General features: G+C 60.4%; 15 protein-coding genes. 3 read left to right on the top strand and 12 right to left on the bottom strand.

Features of this window, described 5'->3' with window-relative positions:
• Window positions 1-4: 4 nt before the first annotated feature.
• From KBP52_RS04490 to KBP52_RS04455, 8 genes are all read right to left on the bottom strand, one after another.
• Window positions 5-982 carry a D-glycerate dehydrogenase gene (locus KBP52_RS04490; protein ID WP_212622187.1) on the bottom strand — a complete coding sequence of 326 codons (978 nt, stop codon included), beginning with the start codon at window positions 980-982 and terminating at the stop codon, window positions 5-7.
• Between the two features lie 13 nt (window positions 983-995).
• On the bottom strand, window positions 996-2,294 hold the full coding sequence (locus tag KBP52_RS04485; RefSeq protein WP_212622186.1) for an MFS transporter: 1,299 nt from the start codon (window positions 2,292-2,294) through the stop codon (window positions 996-998).
• Window positions 2,295-2,403: 109 nt separating this feature from the next.
• Window positions 2,404-3,381, bottom strand: coding sequence for a sugar kinase (locus KBP52_RS04480; RefSeq protein ID WP_212622185.1), 978 nt, complete (start codon window positions 3,379-3,381; stop codon window positions 2,404-2,406).
• Window positions 3,374-4,156 (bottom strand): TIM barrel protein, encoded by a 783-nt coding sequence (locus tag KBP52_RS04475; protein ID WP_077573080.1) that lies wholly within the window; start codon window positions 4,154-4,156, stop codon window positions 3,374-3,376. Before KBP52_RS04475 ends, KBP52_RS04480 begins: the two co-directional genes overlap by 8 nt.
• A gap of 151 nt (window positions 4,157-4,307) precedes the next feature.
• Entirely contained in the window at window positions 4,308-5,336 is a 1,029-nt protein-coding gene (locus KBP52_RS04470; RefSeq protein WP_282961187.1) for a LacI family DNA-binding transcriptional regulator, read from the bottom strand.
• Window positions 5,337-5,477: 141 nt separating this feature from the next.
• Entirely contained in the window at window positions 5,478-6,119 is a 642-nt protein-coding gene (locus KBP52_RS04465; RefSeq protein ID WP_007912177.1) for a DUF1345 domain-containing protein, read from the bottom strand.
• A gap of 182 nt (window positions 6,120-6,301) precedes the next feature.
• Entirely contained in the window at window positions 6,302-9,400 is a 3,099-nt protein-coding gene (locus tag KBP52_RS04460; protein WP_212622184.1) for an efflux RND transporter permease subunit, read from the bottom strand.
• Between the two features lie 15 nt (window positions 9,401-9,415).
• Window positions 9,416-10,573 (bottom strand): efflux RND transporter periplasmic adaptor subunit, encoded by a 1,158-nt coding sequence (locus tag KBP52_RS04455; RefSeq protein WP_212622183.1) that lies wholly within the window; start codon window positions 10,571-10,573, stop codon window positions 9,416-9,418.
• Between the two features lie 265 nt (window positions 10,574-10,838).
• On the opposite strand from KBP52_RS04455, the gene KBP52_RS04450 reads away from it, so the two are divergent.
• Window positions 10,839-11,540: a response regulator transcription factor gene (locus KBP52_RS04450; protein WP_016984459.1), complete on the top strand. Its 702-nt coding sequence runs from the start codon at window positions 10,839-10,841 to the stop codon at window positions 11,538-11,540.
• 4 nt (window positions 11,541-11,544) lie between these two features.
• The gene (locus KBP52_RS04445) at window positions 11,545-12,846 is read left to right on the top strand and encodes an ATP-binding protein (RefSeq protein ID WP_212622182.1); all 1,302 of its coding nucleotides are present in this window, start codon (window positions 11,545-11,547) and stop codon (window positions 12,844-12,846) included.
• A gap of 127 nt (window positions 12,847-12,973) precedes the next feature.
• On the opposite strand, the gene pncA is transcribed toward KBP52_RS04445, so the two are convergent.
• From pncA to KBP52_RS04425, 4 genes are all read right to left on the bottom strand, one after another.
• The gene (pncA, locus tag KBP52_RS04440) at window positions 12,974-13,600 is read right to left on the bottom strand and encodes a bifunctional nicotinamidase/pyrazinamidase (protein ID WP_212623101.1); all 627 of its coding nucleotides are present in this window, start codon (window positions 13,598-13,600) and stop codon (window positions 12,974-12,976) included.
• A 46-nt stretch (window positions 13,601-13,646) separates the two neighbouring features.
• Window positions 13,647-14,408, bottom strand: coding sequence for a transcriptional regulator (locus tag KBP52_RS04435; RefSeq protein ID WP_212622181.1), 762 nt, complete (start codon window positions 14,406-14,408; stop codon window positions 13,647-13,649).
• Entirely contained in the window at window positions 14,405-14,881 is a 477-nt protein-coding gene (locus tag KBP52_RS04430) for a sigma-70 family RNA polymerase sigma factor (RefSeq protein ID WP_249122256.1), read from the bottom strand. Before KBP52_RS04430 ends, KBP52_RS04435 begins: the two co-directional genes overlap by 4 nt.
• 72 nt (window positions 14,882-14,953) lie before the next feature.
• Entirely contained in the window at window positions 14,954-15,487 is a 534-nt protein-coding gene (locus tag KBP52_RS04425; RefSeq protein ID WP_212622180.1) for a tetratricopeptide repeat protein, read from the bottom strand.
• Between the two features lie 159 nt (window positions 15,488-15,646).
• Between KBP52_RS04425 and KBP52_RS04420 the strand changes: the two genes are divergently transcribed.
• A complete protein-coding gene (locus KBP52_RS04420) occupies window positions 15,647-16,420 on the top strand; it encodes a class I SAM-dependent methyltransferase (RefSeq protein WP_212622179.1) in 774 nt (257 codons plus the stop codon).
• Window positions 16,421-16,457 lie beyond the last annotated feature (37 nt).

Below are 16,457 nucleotides of genomic sequence, written 5' to 3'. Positions count from 1 at the left end.
AATCTCAGCCCTGCCAAGCCAATGGATTCACCAGATTCGCCGGTTTCTCCCCACTCAACGCCGTCAACAGATTCTCCACCGCACAGCGCGCCATCGCCTCGCGCGTCTCATGCGTCGCCGAACCCATGTGTGGAGTCGCCACCACATTATTGAGCTGCAACAACGGCGAGTCATGCTGCAACGGCTCACGCTCAAACACATCCAGTCCCGCCGCCCGAATCCACTGATGACGCAGCGCATCGATCATCGCCGCCTCATCGACCACCTTGCCCCGCGAGATATTGATGAAGATGCTTTCCGGGCGCATCAGCGCGAACTGCTCGGCGCCGATCAAGCCTTCGGTCTGCGCCGTCAGCGGCAAGGTCAGGCAAATGAAATCGGCCTGCTTGAGCAAGTCTTCAAGGCTGCGATAGTGCGCATCGAAACGCGCCTCGACCGCCGGTTTGCGCGACTGGCTGTGATAGATCACCGGCATTCCAAACCCGAAATGCCCGCGCTGCGCCAATGCTTCGCCGATGCGGCCCATGCCGATGATGCCCAGCGTCTTGCCATGCACATCGGTGCCAAAATGTGCCGGGCCGATATTGCGGTTCCATTGGCCGCTGCGCACCATGTTCGCCAGTTCGACCACACGCCGCGCGGCGGCGAGGATCAGGGCGAAACCGGTGTCTGCGGTGGTTTCGGTGAGCACGTCCGGGGTGTTGCTCAGCAAGACCTTGCGCTGACTCAGGTAATCGATGTCGTAGTTATCGACGCCGACTGAGACGCTGGCGATGGCTTCGAGTTGCGGCGCCAGATCGAGCAGCGCGGCATCGAGCTTCAGGCTGGCGCCGAGCAAGCCGTGGGCACGGGGCAGGGCATCGCGCAGTTGCATGAGGCCGTCGGCGTCGAGGCTATTGATCAGCGTCACTTCGCACTGTTCTTGCAGACGCGCCATCAGCGCGGGCGAAAGTTTCTTGTACAACACGACCTGTTTTTTCATGGCAAAAGTCTCTTCAGGAGTGCGCTGGCACGGCACGCGTGGCAACGGCTTTGGCGACGACGCGATCACTGGCGCCGGGCTTGAGAAAAATCGTCAGCACCACCGACAGCAGCAACGCGCCGCTCATCAGCAGATACGACGCGCCGGGCGAACCGGTGGAGCTGTTCAAATAACCGACCAGGTACGAGCCGCCGAACGAGCCGAGTGCGCCCATGCTGTTGATCAGCGCCATCGCGCCACCGGCAACGTTGGCCGGGAGAATTTCCGGGACGATGGCAAAAAACGGCCCGTAAGGCGCGTACATGCAGGCGCCGGCAATCACCAGCAGCGTGTACGACCACCAGAAATGTTCAGCGCCCAATGCGTAGGAGCCGTAAAACGCGATCGACGCGATCAGCAGCGGCGGCCAGACAAAGCGTTTGCGCTTCTGCAACTTGTCCGAACCCCACGACACCACGAGCATACCGATCACCGCCGCTAGATACGGTAGCGCCGACAGCCAGCCAGCCTCGATCATGTCCATTTGCGCGCCGGCCTTGAGGATCGACGGCAACCACAGCACGAAGCCGTAAACGCCGATGCTCCAGCAGAAAAACTGCAGCGCGAGAATGATCACCTTCGGCGAACGGAAAGCCTCGGCGTAGTTCTTCACCGCTTTGATGCCGACCTGTTCGGCGGCCAGTGCGCTTTCCAGATCCTGTTTCTCCTGGTCGCTGAGCCACTTGGCCTGCGCCGGACGATCGTCGGCCAGACGCCACCAGATAAATGCCCACAGCACCGCCGGCAGGCCTTCGATGATGAACATCCAGCGCCAGCTGAAATGCTGCACCAGATAGCCCGAAACCACTGACATCCACAGCATGGTCACCGGGTTGCCGAGGATCAGAAAAGTGTTGGCCCGCGAGCGTTCGGCACGGGTGAACCAGTGGCACAGATAGACCAACATTGCCGGCATTACGGCCGCTTCAACCACGCCGAGCATGAAGCGGATGACGATCAGCCAATAGGCGTTGGAGACTACGCCGGTCAACGTGGCGAGACCGCCCCAGAGAATCAGGCTGACGAAAATCAGTTTCTTCACGCTGTGCTTTTGCGCGTAGATCGCACCCGGTACCTGGAAGAAGAAGTAACCGAGAAAGAACAGTGCGCCGAGCAGTGATGACAGGCCCGGGGTGATCATCAGGTCTTCGGCCATGCCCGATGCAGCAGCGAAACCGTAGTTGGCGCGATCCAGATACGCCAGGCTGTAGGTGATGAACACGATGGGCATGATGTACCACCAGCGGCGGGTGGCGAGGGTTACGGTTTTCATGGGTGTTGCTCCTGAGCTTGTTGTTTTTGTCGCAGCAGGTTCAATTATTTGCAGTGACTAGGCGGGCCTCTTCGCGAGCAGGCTCGCTCCTACAGTGGATTTTCTGAGCTCACATAACCCCTGTGGGAGCGAGCCTGCTCGCGAAGGCGGCCTCAAATTCAACCGATAACTCCTGGCGGGTAGGCAACCCCTCCATATCCCCGCGACTCTGCACCGCGCGACTGCCAATCCAGTTCGCGCGCTGCACCGCCTCGGCAAAACTCTGGTGCTCCAGCAGGGCGCTGATCATCCCCACCGCAAAACCATCACCGGCACCGACCGTATCGACGACATTGGCCACCGGCACGCCGGCGACAAAACCCTGATCCAGGTGCGTGCGGTAATAAGCGCCTTGCGGCCCAAGCTTGATCGCCACCGCCTCAGCGCCCTGATCGAGATAAAACGCAGCAATGTCGGCCGGGTCTTCGAAACCGGTGAGCAAACGACCTTCACTCAGCCCCGGCAACACCCAATGGGCAAGGCCGGCGAGGCGGTTGATCTCGCGGATCATTTCGTCTTCGCTGGCCCACAGGCTCGGGCGCAGATTGGGGTCAAACGACACGCTGCGCCCGGCGTTGCGCATACGGGTCATCAGTTCGAAAGACATCTCCCGCGCCGAGGCGGACAACGCCGGAGGAATCCCAGTGGCGTGCAGATGCCGCGCGCTGAGCAGGCTGGCGTTGATCGACTGCGGCGACAGATGACTGGCCGCCGAACCGCGACGGAAATACTCGACCTGCGGGTCGCTGCCATCGTCATTGCGCGATTTGAACTGGAAACCGGTCGGGTGCTGTTTATCGACGTCGACGTGACTGCAATCCAGACCTTCCTTGATCAAGGTCTCGACCACAAAACGCCCGAGCGAATCATTGCCGACCCGGCTCAGCCAGGCGACGTTGAAACCCAGACGCGACAGCCCGATCGCAACATTGCTGTCGGCCCCCGCGATACGCTTGTGGAAGTGTTCGACCGAGGCCAGATCACCGGTCTGCTCGGCGACCAGCATCGCCATGGTTTCGCCGAACGAAAGAATATCGATCTCAGACATGAGCAGGCTCCAGGCGGGATTGGCCGAGGCGGGCGAGGGCGGCGACATGCTCGCTGGTCAGTTGCACCAGATCTTCGCCCTGCAACGGGTATTCGGCGGCGCGCATAACGCCTTGGGCCATGTGCCGCAACAGTTGTTCCCACAGATGCAAGTCACTGACCGCTGGCGGCACCGCCACCAGTTTGCCGTCGGCGCGACGGGCCACGGCTTTACAGTGGACATAACCGACATGCCGGCCAAGCAAGCGCGCGGCGCTGGCGGCGGACTGGTCCTGCCACTGCCAGTTGCCGATGTCGAAAGTCATTTTGATCGGCAGATTGTGCTGTTCAACCGCGGCGAAGAAACGCTGAAACGGTTCGATGCGCCCGCCATGCAAGGTCTGGTCGTTTTCCACCAGCAACTGCACCGGACTGTGCTGCAAGCGTTCGGCCAGGGCTTGCAGATCGTTGGTGTCGGTGAAATAGCCCAGCGACACTTTCAGCCATTTCGAACCAAAGGCTTCGGCCTGTTGCAGGGCGGTGATCAGTTCTGGATTGGGTTGTGCCTGACCGGCCAGCCACAGCTCGGTGGGTGAGGAATAGATGCTGAGCAGGCCCTGCGCCTGGGTGGCCTGAGCCAGTTGCGCCGGGTCTTCACGGGTCAGCAATTCTTCGCGCCATTCGATGCGATTGGCGCCGGCGGTGGCCAGCACATCGATGAAGGATCCTTGACCGCGCTGACGCACAAGCTCGGCGCCGTAGCTGGACAGACTGATGGAAACGGCGGGTTTGTTCATTGTTATTGACCTCTGAAACCGGTTTCATTTTTGTTCAAAAAAATATCAGGTGTTTCTGTGTTGTTCTCTCGGGCGCTATCGCGAGCAGGCTCACTCCTACATTTGGAATGCGTTCCCCTGTAGGAGTGAGCCTGCTCGCGATAGCGTCAGCTCAAACAACGCTAATCCCCAGGGTCGACCCACGCTCAACCAGCACCGGCGCAAAATCCACCACCCGCGCCACCTCATCATCCCCACGCAAGCGCTTGAGCAAACACTCAAACGCCCGCGCACCAATCTCTGCCGTCGGCTGAGCCAGCGCAGTAATCCCGCTGCCCACCAACGGATACCAATCCAGATCATCCAGGGCAATCACCCCGACATCCTCGAACAACCGAACACCCAATACTCGTAACGCCGATGCGGCCGCCAACGCTGCCACACCATTGGCGCAAAACAGCGCTTTCGGACCATTGCCGGGTGTGTTTAAAAAGGTTTGAAGTTGCGCGTTCAGATCATCGCCGGTTTCCAGCACCGCCCCGGTCAACCCCGAGCGCTGCGCAATCTGCGCCTGAAAACTGCTGACCCGCTCGATCCGCGAACTGGTGCCGTCATACGGTTCAGTCACCAACAGCAGATCCCGATAACCACGCTGCTCCAGATGCGCGAGCGCCATCTGCACCGCTTGCGGGTTGTGCAGCCCGACCATGTCGCTGTCCAGCCCGTCGACTTTGCGATCCACCAGCACCAGCGGCATCTCGCGACGCAGCTCATGCAGTTCATCACGGTGATGGCCCAGCGTGTTCACGATCAACCCTTCGATGTTGTACGAGCGCAACAGCGCCAGGTGCTGGCGTTCCTGCTCGTCATCGCGGTCGGTGTTGCACACCACCAGGCTGTAACCGTGCGCACGGCAAGCGGTTTCCACCCCGTGCATCACGGCAATCGAATAAGGGTTACGGATATCGGCGACGAGCATGCCGATCAGGCGTGTGCGCCCGCGTTTCAGACCGCGAGCCATCTGGTTGGGGCGGTAGCCGAGTTCGCTGATGGCCTGTTCGATGCGCAAGGCAATGGCATCGGAGAGCAGGGCGCGATCATCGCCGATGAAGCGCGAGACGCTGGCTTTGGACACCCCGGCGCGTTCGGCGACATCAAGCATGGTCACGCGGCTGCGCTGGGCGGCGGAGAAGTCGTTCACGGTCTGAAACCTTGTTATTGGATTTATAGGCTCAACGTCTGAATACAGCGCTGAAACCGGTTTCAGGAAACACCAAAAACAAATCTTCCGTCAAGTGAATGATTACCTGCCATCAACGGGCTGCCGACGGGCGGGGTCGCGTCAGCCGAACAAACCCGCGGCGATATTGATCGAAAATCCCAGAATCGCGGTGTTGAACACGAATCCGATCAACGATTGCGCCAAGACGATTTTGCGGATATCGCGGGTGGCCACGCCGACATCTGCAGTCTGTACGGCCACGCCGATGGTGAACGAGAAGTACAAGAAGTCCCAATAGTTGGGGGTCGTCAGCCCTTCGGCGAAGCGCAGCGCCGGTTCCTTGCCATTCCAGGTGTAATACAACCTGGCGTAGTGCACGCAGAAAATCACCCCGATCAGCAGCCACGAACCGATTACCGTGAGGGCGGTGAAGCCGTAGTGCAGCAGTTTGCGCGTGGTTTCCAGGTCCTTGCTGCCAGCCAGCTCGAAGGTGATGGTCGCCAAACTCGCCAGCGCGGCGATGCACACCACGAACAGCACCAGCCCGGCATTTTCGTCTTCGACTTCAGCGATGCGTTTGACGTCCGGAGCCTTGGCGCGCACGGTCAGCCAGAACATCAGGATCAGATAAGTCCAGACACCGGCGTTCCAGCCAATGAGGATTTTGCTGACGATGGAATCGGCGGGGACCAGGAGACCGGTGGCAAGGCCGAGGAGAGCGGCGGCAGACAGGCGAGGGTGGGTGCGGGCGAGGAAGCGCATGGGGACTCGATGGGCCAGGGTGATTCAGACACCTTAGCCCAGCGATGACAGCTGTGACCACTGTACTGGATGTTTGCGGAACCCCTGTGGGAGCGAGCCTGCTCGCGAATGCTTCCGGTCAGTCAACATCAACGTTGAATGTACCGACGCTTTCGCGAGCAGGCTCGCTCCTACAGTTTGGATCAGTGGGATTTGGTGAAGCGTTGTACGAGCTTCATAACGACGACGAAGAAGACAGGTACGAAGATGACGGCCAGCGTCGCAGTGATCATCCCGCCAATCACCCCGGTGCCGATCGCTTGCTGGCTTGCCGAACTGGCGCCAGTGGCAATGGCCAGTGGCACCACACCAAGAATGAACGCCAGCGAAGTCATCACGATCGGCCGCAGACGCAACCGCGCTGCCTGCAACGTTGCATCGATCAGGTCGTGACCTTCGTCATACAGGCTCTTGGCGAACTCGATGATCAGGATCGCGTTCTTCGCCGACAGCCCGATGATGGTGATCAGGCCGACCTTGAAGAACACATCGTTGGGCATCCCGCGCAACGTCACGGCCAGCACCGCGCCGAGCACACCCAGTGGCACCACCAACAACACCGAGGTCGGAATCGACCAGCTTTCGTACAGCGCCGCCAGACACAGGAACACCACCAGCAACGACAGACCGAGCAGGATCGGCGCCTGATTGCCGGACAAGCGTTCCTGCAACGACAGCCCTGTCCATTCCTGACCCAGGCCTTTCGGCCCCTGCGCCACCAGACGTTCGATTTCCGCCATGGCCTCACCGGTACTGTGCCCCGGCGACGGTTCGCCGGATATCGCAATCGCCGGATAGCCGTTGTAACGGGTCAATTGCGCCGGGCCCTGAATCCAGTTGGCCTGCACGAACGCTGACAGCGGCACCATGTGCCCGGCGTTGTTGCGCACGTGCATTTTCAGCAGATCGGCGACCTGGCTGCGTTGATCGCCTTCGGCCTGCACGACAACGCGCTGCATGCGCCCCTGATTGGGAAAGTCGTTGATGTAGCTGGAGCCCACAGCGGTGGACAGCATGTTGCCAATGTCGGCAAACGATACGCCCAAGGCGTTGGCCTGTTTACGGTCGACGATCAATTGCACTTGCGGCGCTTCGGCCAACGCGCTTTCACGCACGTTCATCAGCACCGGACTTTTCTCGGCGGCAGCCAGCAACTCAGTACGCGCCTGCATCAAAATCGCATGGCCGAGGCCGCCGCGATCCTGCAAACGGAACTCGAAGCCGCTCGACGTGCCGAGGCCATCCACGGGCGGAGGCAACACCGAGAACGCCATGGCGTCCTTGATTTCGCTCAGCGCAATATTGGCGCGATCGGCAATCGAGCTGGCGGAGTCATCACTGCTGCGCTGCGACCAATCCTTCAGCGTCGAGAACGCCAACGCTGCGTTCTGGCCGCTGCCGGAGAAGCTGAAACCGAGAATCACCACACTGTCGCTGATCCCCGGCTCGCCGGCGTTATGCGCCTCAAGCTGTTCAGCCACTGCCACGGTACGATTCTTGGTCGCACCGGGCGGCAGTTGAATGTCAGTGATGGTGTAGCCCTGATCTTCCACCGGCAGGAACGAGGAGGGCAGACGCGCGAAGCACAGGCCCAACCCGACCAGCAACACGACGTAAATCAGCAGATAACGGCCACTGCGTTTCAGCGCATAGCCGACCCAGCCTTGGTAACGATCGGTGAGGTGCTCGAAGCGGCGGTTGAACCAGCCGAAGAACCCGGACTTTTCATGATGCTCACCCTTGGCGATCGGCTTGAGCAGCGTCGCGCACAATGCCGGCGTCAGGGTCAGGGCAAGGAACGCCGAGAACAGAATCGACGTCGCCATCGACAGCGAGAACTGCTGGTAAATCACCCCGACCGAACCTTGCATGAACGCCATCGGAATAAATACCGCGACCAGCACCAGCGTGATGCCGATGATCGCGCCGGTGATCTGCGTCATGGCTTTGCGCGTGGCTTCCTTGGGCGACAGGCCCTCGGTGGCCATGATCCGTTCGACGTTCTCCACCACCACGATGGCGTCGTCCACCAGAATACCGATGGCCAGCACCATGCCGAACATGGTCAGCACGTTGATCGAGAAACCCAGCGCCAGCATGGTCGCGAACGTGCCCATCAATGCCACCGGCACCACCAGTGTCGGGATCAGCGTGTAGCGCACGTTCTGCAGGAACAGGAACATCACCGCGAACACCAGCAGCATCGCTTCGCCCAAGGTGTACACGACTTTGGTGATCGAGACTTTGACGAACGGCGAAGTGTCGTACGGGATCTTGTATTCCACGCCTGCCGGGAAGTAGCGCGCCAGCTCATCCATCTTCGCCCGCACCAGCGTCGCGGTGTTCAGCGCGTTGGCCCCCGGCGACAACTGCACGCCGACCGCAGTGGACGGCTTGCCATTGAGGCGCGTGCCGAACTGGTATTCCTGACTGCCGATTTCCACGCGTGCGACATCGCCGATGCGCACGGTCGAGCCGTCGCGATTGGCCTTGAGGACAATGTCGGCGAACTCTTGCGGCGTCGACAACTGACCCTTCACCAGAATGGTCGCGGTGATTTCTTGGTTCGACGGATTGGGCAGGTCGCCGATGCTGCCGGCGGACACCTGGGCGTTCTGCGCCACAATGGCTTCATTGACGTCAGCCGGTGTCAGGTTGAACGCGATCAGTTTCTGTGGATCGATCCAGATGCGCATGGCCCGTTCGGCGCCATACAACTGCGCCTTGCCGACGCCATCCAGACGCTTGATCTCGTTCATCACGTTGCGCGCCAGATAATCACTGAGCGCCACGTCATCGAGCTTGCCGTCGCTGGACGTCAGGGTGATCAGCAACAGGAAACCGGACGAAACTTTTTCGACCTGCAAACCTTGCTGATTGACCGCTTGCGGCAGGCGCGACTCGACTACCTTGAGGCGGTTTTGCACGTCGACCTGCGCCAGTTCCGGGTTGGTGCCCGGCTGGAACGTGGCTTTGATCGTCGCGCTGCCAAGGCTGCTTTGCGATTCGAAGTACAGCAAGTGATCGGCGCCGTTGAGCTCTTCCTCGATCAGGCTGACCACGCTTTCATCGACGGTCTGCGCCGAGGCGCCCGGGTACACAGCGTAGATTTCGATCTGCGGCGGGGCGACATCGGGGTATTGCGCCACCGGCAACTGCGGGATGGCCAGCGCACCGGCCAACAGGATGAACAACGCGACGACCCAGGCAAACACCGGGCGGTCGATAAAGAACTGCGGCATAGAAAAGCGTCCTGCTTACTGACCAGAGGTCTGGGCAAGTGGAAGAGGGGTGTCGTCGATCTGCACGGTTTCGCCGGGACGGGCGTGTTGCAGGCCTTCGATGACGATACGGTCGCCGGGCTTGAGGCCGCCGGTAACGATCCAGCGATTGTTCTGCACTGCACCGAGTTGCACCGGTTGTTCGGCGACGCGCATTTGCTCGTCGACGGTCAGCACCTGAGCAATGCCGGCGCTGTCACGCTGTACGGCGCGTTGCGGCACGGTGATGCCGTTCTGGATGGTGGCCTGCTGCAGACGCACGCGAATGAAACTGCCCGGCAGCAAGTCGAGATCCGGGTTGGGGAATTCGCTGCGCAGGATGATCTGGCCAGTGCCCGGGTCGACAGTGATGTCGCTGAAGAGCAATTTGCCCGGCAGCGGATACAGGCTGCCGTCATCCTGAATCAGCGTGGCTTTGACCTGATCCTGGCCGACTTCCTGCAACTGCCCGGAGCGGAACGCGCGGCGCAATTCATTGAGTTCACGGGTCGACTGAGTGAGGTCTGCGTGAATCGGGTTGAGTTGCTGAATCAGTGCCAGCGGCGTGGTTTCGTTCTGCCCGACCAGTGCGCCTTCGGTCACCAGTGCACGACCGACACGGCCGGATATCGGCGCGGTGACGGTGGCGTAACCGAGGTTCAGTTTTGCCCGTTCGACGGCAGCCTTGTTGGCCGCAACGTCAGCGGCGGTCTGCCGGGCGTTCGCACGGGCGTTGTCATAGTCCTGAGCGCTGATGGCCTTGTCGTCGATCAACTGCGCGTAACGTTGCTCCTGCAGTTTCGCTTGAAACGCATTGGCTTCGGCCTTGCGCAGGGCGGCTTCGGCGCTGTCGAGGTCAGCCTTGAACGGCGCCGGGTCGATGCGGAACAGCACATCGCCCTTTTTCACGTCACTGCCTTCGCGGAAAGTGCGCTGCAACACCACACCGGCCACCCGTGCGCGCACTTCGGCAATCCGTGGCGCGGCGATGCGGCCGCTGAGTTCGCTGCTGATCGTCAGGGGGTGCGCTTCGATCGTCTCGATGCGCACCGTGGCCGGTGGCGTCTGATCCTCTGCCTTCGAGGACGAATCACAGGCGCTCAGCGTCAGCGCCATCGCGATCAGGCCGAGCCCGGCCAGCAGTTTGTTCGACATGTACAACCCCCAATATTGATGTCCGCATCCTACGGGCAGACGCCGAGATTAGCGGTGAAGCTTTGTAGGCGCTGTGTGAAATTGTGTAAGGGTTTTACTCAGGGACGGGCGGGGGCGTATATCCTTCAGGTCTTGAATTCTTTTGTGACGGTTAAACCGCTTTCGCGAGCAAGCTCGCTCCCACACTTGGAATGCGATCCCTTGTGGGAGCGAGCTTGCTCGCGAAAGCGGTCTGACATCCACCACAGCAATATCTGGATCACCCATGCCCAACATCCTCCTGGTCGAAGACGACACCGCCCTCGCCGAACTGATTTCCAGCTACCTGGAGCGCAACGGTTATTCCGTCAGCGTGATCGGCCGTGGCGACCATGTGCGTGAACGGGCGCGGGTCAATCCGCCGGATCTGGTGATCCTCGACCTGATGCTGCCCGGCCTCGATGGCCTGCAAGTCTGCCGTTTGCTGCGCGCCGATTCGGCGACGCTGCCGATCCTGATGCTCACCGCCCGCGACGACAGCCACGATCAGGTGCTGGGCCTGGAAATGGGCGCTGACGATTACGTGACCAAACCGTGCGAGCCACGGGTGTTGCTGGCGCGAGTGCGTACCTTGTTGCGCCGCAGCAGCCTCGGTGAACCGTTGACCGTCAACGACCGCATCGTCATGGGTAATCTGTGCATCGACCTGTCCGAACGCACCGTCACCTGGCGCGATCAACCGGTCGAGTTGTCCAGTGGCGAATACAACTTGCTGGTGGTGCTGGCGCGACACGCCGGTGAAGTGTTGAGCCGCGACCAGATTCTGCAACGCCTGCGCGGTATCGAGTTCAACGGCACCGACCGCTCGGTGGACGTGGCGATTTCCAAGCTGCGCCGCAAGTTCGATGACCACGCTGGCGAGGCACGCAAGATCAAAACCGTGTGGGGCAAGGGCTATCTGTTCAGCCGTTCCGAATGGGAATGCTGAGCTGATGTTTCGCATCCTGTTTCGCCTGTATCTGGTGACGATCGTCTCCTACAGTGCGGCAATCTATCTGGTGCCGGATCTGGTGGTCATGGCGTTCCGCGAGCGTTTCGTCACCTACAACCTCGATTATTCACGCGGTCTGCAATCGCTGATCACCCGCCAGTTCCATGCGGTGCCGCAGGAGCAGTGGCCGGCGCTGGCGACGTCGATGGACAAGGATTTCCAGCCGCTGCACATCGTCTTGGCGCGGATCGACGATGCCGAGTTCACCGCCATTGAGCAGGAGCGCCTGCGTCGCGGTGAAAACGTTGTACGTATCGGCGATTGGGGCTGGCGCACGTTGGCGGTGACGCCGCTGGACGACATCTCGGCCGTGCAAATGGTCGTGCCGCCGGATCCGCTGGACGTCAATCTGTTGTACTGGAGCATCAACGTGCTGATCGGCGCGAGCCTGCTCGCCTGCCTGCTGATGTGGCTGCGCCCGCACTGGCGTGATCTGGAACGCCTCAAAGGCACCGCCGAACGCTTCGGCAAGGGCCATTTGAGCGAGCGCACGGAAATTGCCCCAAGCTCCAACATCGGCAGCCTCGCCAATGTCTTCGACACCATGGCCGGTGACATCGAAAACCTGCTCAACCAACAACGCGATTTGCTCAACGCCGTGTCCCACGAACTGCGCACGCCGTTGACGCGTCTGGATTTCGGTCTGGCCCTGGCCCTGTCCGATGACTTGCCGACCGCCAGCCGCGAGCGCTTGCTGGGGCTGGTCGCGCACATTCGCGAGCTGGATGAGCTGGTGCTGGAGTTGCTTTCCTACAGCCGTTTGCAGAACCCGGCGCAATTGCCGGAGCAGGTCGAAGTGTCACTGGACGAGTTCATCGACAGCATTTTGGGCAGCGTCGATGAAGAACTCGAATCGCCGGAGATCGTCATCGACGTGTTGCTGCACGGTCAGCTCGAACGTTTTTCGCTCGATCCGCGCCTGACTGCGCGGGCGATCCAGAATCTGCTGCGCAATGCCATGCGCTATTGCGAGAAGCGCATTCAGATTGGCGTGCAGGTCAATGCCGAGGGCTGCGAGATCTGGGTCGATGATGACGGCATTGGCATTCCCGATGACGAACGTGAGCGGATTTTCGAGCCGTTCTATCGGCTGGATCGCAGTCGTGACCGGGCTACGGGTGGTTTTGGCCTTGGCCTGGCGATCAGCCGTCGGGCACTGGAAGCGCAGGGTGGCACGTTGACGGTGGAGTCTTCGCCGTTGGGCGGTGCGCGGTTTCGGCTGTGGTTGCCCACTAACGCCTGAGCTTCATGCCTTTGAACATATCTCTGTGGGAGCGAGCCTGCTCGCGAAGGCGGTATGTCAGCCAAGTATGCGTTGACTGACCCGACGCCTTCGCGAGCAGGCTCGCTCCCACATGGGGATGTGTTGTTCAGACCAGTTCTGTGGATTGAATCAACCCGACCCCGGCACTTTGCATCCGCTCAATCGCTGCCGCCAGTGATCCATTCATATCGATCGCCCGGCACGCATCCAGCACCACATAGGCATTGAAACCCACCGCCCGTGCATCCAGCGCCGAAAACATCACGCAGAAATCCAGCGCCAGACCCACCATGTAGACCGTATCGATCCCGCGCTCTTTCAGGTAGCCGGACAGCCCCGTGGTGGTGAGGCGATCGGCTTCCAGAAAGGCCGAATAGCTGTCGATATCAGGATCGCAGCCCTTACGAATGATCAACTGGGCATGAGGCAAGTCGAGTCCCCGGTGAAACTCGGCCCCCGGTGTCGATTGCACACAGTGGTCGGGCCAGAGTGTCTGCTCGCCGTAAGGCAATTGAATGACATCGTAGGGCTGGTGACCGGGATGACTCGAAGCAAAGGATCCGTGACCGGTCGGATGCCAGTCCTGGGCAATAACCACCTGCGTGAACTGGCGAGCGAGCTGGTTGATCAACGGCACAATCAGGTCACCTTCCGGTACTGCCAATTGGCCGCCGGGGGTGAAGTCGTTTTGAACGTCGATAACCAGTAAGGCAGAACGCGATGAATCAGGCATATTGGAGTCGTCCTTGGAAGAATACTCGATCAGCATAGTGCAGGATCTAGCCGGTAATTAAGCGGCTTTTCAACAGCTTCGCCTTGTCTTCCAGTGCTACCGGGGCGTCGTGTCCGATCAGCATCCACGCGTGTTCACGTTCGGTCCAGTACACCACGTTCATCTCGCTTCGACGCTCATGGGCCAACGGCTGAGTGCCGCTGTTCGAGCGTGTGACACACAGCGCCAGCGGCCCGTGTTTCGCATCCAGATAAACAATCTGTGCAATCGGCACGCCGTCGTACTCAAGCATTTGTGCCCGTTTGAATTCGACGCCCGGCAATTTCAAAGTGGCTGGCGAAAGATTCAGGCCAAGACGCGCATCGACCGTACGCAGTTGCGCGCGTTGGGAGGCTTCATCGGTGGGTAGATGATCGAGCGTCTGCGGCACGTACAGCGCCATGTAATCGCCGACCAATGCGCGCCAGTTGTTCGATTGCGCAGCATGCCAGCCGAGGAACAACCGATCGGCCAACACTCCACCGGCCAATAGCGCTGCGGCGGCACCACCGATAAACCAGCGGCGGTTGAAGCCCGGACGCTGCGGCGCCGGGATGGCATCCAGCCGCGCTTGCAGGCGTTCCAGCGGCGCCTGTTGCGCCAGTTCGTCATAGGCGTTCTTGTACGGCAGGTTGCTGCGGCTGAGCCATTGCACGCGCAGACTCAGCAGCGAGTCTTCAGCAATGGCACTGTCGAGTTGGTCGCGATACTCGCCGTCAAGTTCGCCGTCGAGGTAGGCGACCAGTTGCTCATCCGAAGGTGTGTTCATGATCGGTCTCCTTCGGTGGATTTCGGCACCGCTTGCAGTGGCGGGTATTCGGCGAGTTTCAGCCGTGCGGTGGCCAGGCGACTCATGACCGTGCCGATCGGTACCTGCAGGATCTCGGCGACTTCGCGGTAGGACAAGCCTTCGACATAGGCCAGATAAACGGTCTCGCGCTGAGTTTCCGGCAGCGCGTCGACGCGGCGAATCACTTGTGCGGCCATGACGTGAGTCTGCGCCGCGTATTCACCATCGAACGCCAGTTGGCCATCGGCATCGACCTGACCCGCACCCTGACGCACGCGTCGAGCGCGCACTTCGTTGAGCCAGATCGAATGCAGAATACTCAGCAACCAGCGATCCATACGCGTGCCGGCGGCGTATTGACCGGCGCGCTCCAACGCGCGCACACACGTGGCCTGCACCAGATCCTCAGCCAAATGCCGATTGCGCGACAGCAACAAACCGTAGCGCCACAATCGCGCCAGATGCTGTCCGAGTTCTGCTGTGAATGCCTGATCGTTGACGATGATGGCGGCCCTTATAAGTGCTCAGGTTTTCGATGAATCGTTGATGGCTTCGGCCAGATCCTGGTATTCCTCGCAGGACATACCGCAAATCGATTTGATCTGCTGCAACTGTTCCTGCGCCAGATCGACGCGGCCTTTGATCACATAGGCTTCGCCGAGATATTCGCGCACTTGCGCGTACTGCGGATCAAGCTTCAGCGATTGCAGGTAATAACCGATGCCCTCGTCGGTGCGCCCCAGTTTGCGCGTGGCGTATCCGCGATAGTTGAGCGCCTTGGCGGTGTTCGGTTGCTTGAGCGTATCGAGCAGTGCCAAAGCTTCTTCGTAGCGACCGACCTTGGCGAGGCGATAGGCATAATCGGTACGGTCGGCATCTGAAAGTGCTTTGCTGACTTGCATCACGCACTTTTGCGTTTTGCTGTCCCAGACCTGTCCTTTCGGGCATTCGGGTTTCTGCACCGGTGCTTCTTCATCACCATTGGCCAAGGCCAACTGGCTGGACATCGCCGCGACCAGCAGCAACGGGGCGGCGAACATAACGGAACGGATAGTCATGGGCAAGGCTCCACAGGGGCTTATGTTTCACTTTGAACACCACAGGGTGAATTTTTATTCATTGCTTTATCAGTGACTGTTCAAGTTCAGCGTAAATTCAAGCGCTATGCTCGTCAGCGTCTGCCGTCGATCCGATGTTTTGCCGTAAGGAGCGTTGCCATGACCGACCACGTCCATCATTCAGCCGCTGCCGGTTATAAAACCGCTGCCGAGACTTACGTCAAAGGGCGGCCGGACTATCCGCCGCAGGGCAGTGAGTGGTTGACCGCGACACTGGGTCTGGATGGGCACAAGACCGTGATCGATCTGGGCGCCGGTACCGGCAAGTTCACCGGACGTCTGGTGGCGACCGGTGCGCAAGTGATCGCCGTTGAACCGGTGGCGCAAATGCTGGAAAAGCTCTCGGACGCCTGGCCTGACGTGCTAGCCGTGAGCGGCACCGCGACCGATCTGCCGTTGCCGGACGCCTCAGTCGATGTGGTGATTTGCGCGCAAGCGTTTCACTGGTTCGCCAGCACCGAGGCACTGAGCGAAATCGCCCGGGTGCTCAAACCCGGTGGCCAGTTGGGGTTGATCTGGAATCTGCGCGACACCCAGGTCAGTTGGGTGCCGAAACTGGACGCCATCGTCAATGCGCTGGAGGCTGACACGCCACGCTATTACACCGGCGTCTGGCGCACAGCGTTTCCGCACCCGGCGTTCGCGCCTCTGCAGGTTGAACGGTTTCACCACAGCCATACCGGCTCGCCGGAAGACGTGATCTTCAACCGCGTGCGCTCGACCAGTTTCATCGCCGCGCTGCCGGAGGGGCAGCGGGCGAAGGTTGATGAGCAGATTGGTGCGTTGATTGCCGCCGAGCCTGAGTTACGCGGCAGGGATGTGGTGACAGTGCCGTATGAAACGGCGGCGTTCGTCGCTGTAAAAAAAGGCTGAATCCCACGACATTCCAGTGTAGGAGTGAGCCTGCTCG

The sequence above is a fragment of the Pseudomonas sp. SCA2728.1_7 genome (genome assembly GCF_018138145.1).
Taxonomy (GTDB): Bacteria; Pseudomonadota; Gammaproteobacteria; order Pseudomonadales; family Pseudomonadaceae; genus Aquipseudomonas; species Aquipseudomonas koreensis_A.
Note: the sequence above shows the minus strand (reverse complement) of the source record. Positions and strands in the feature narration are given on the sequence as shown.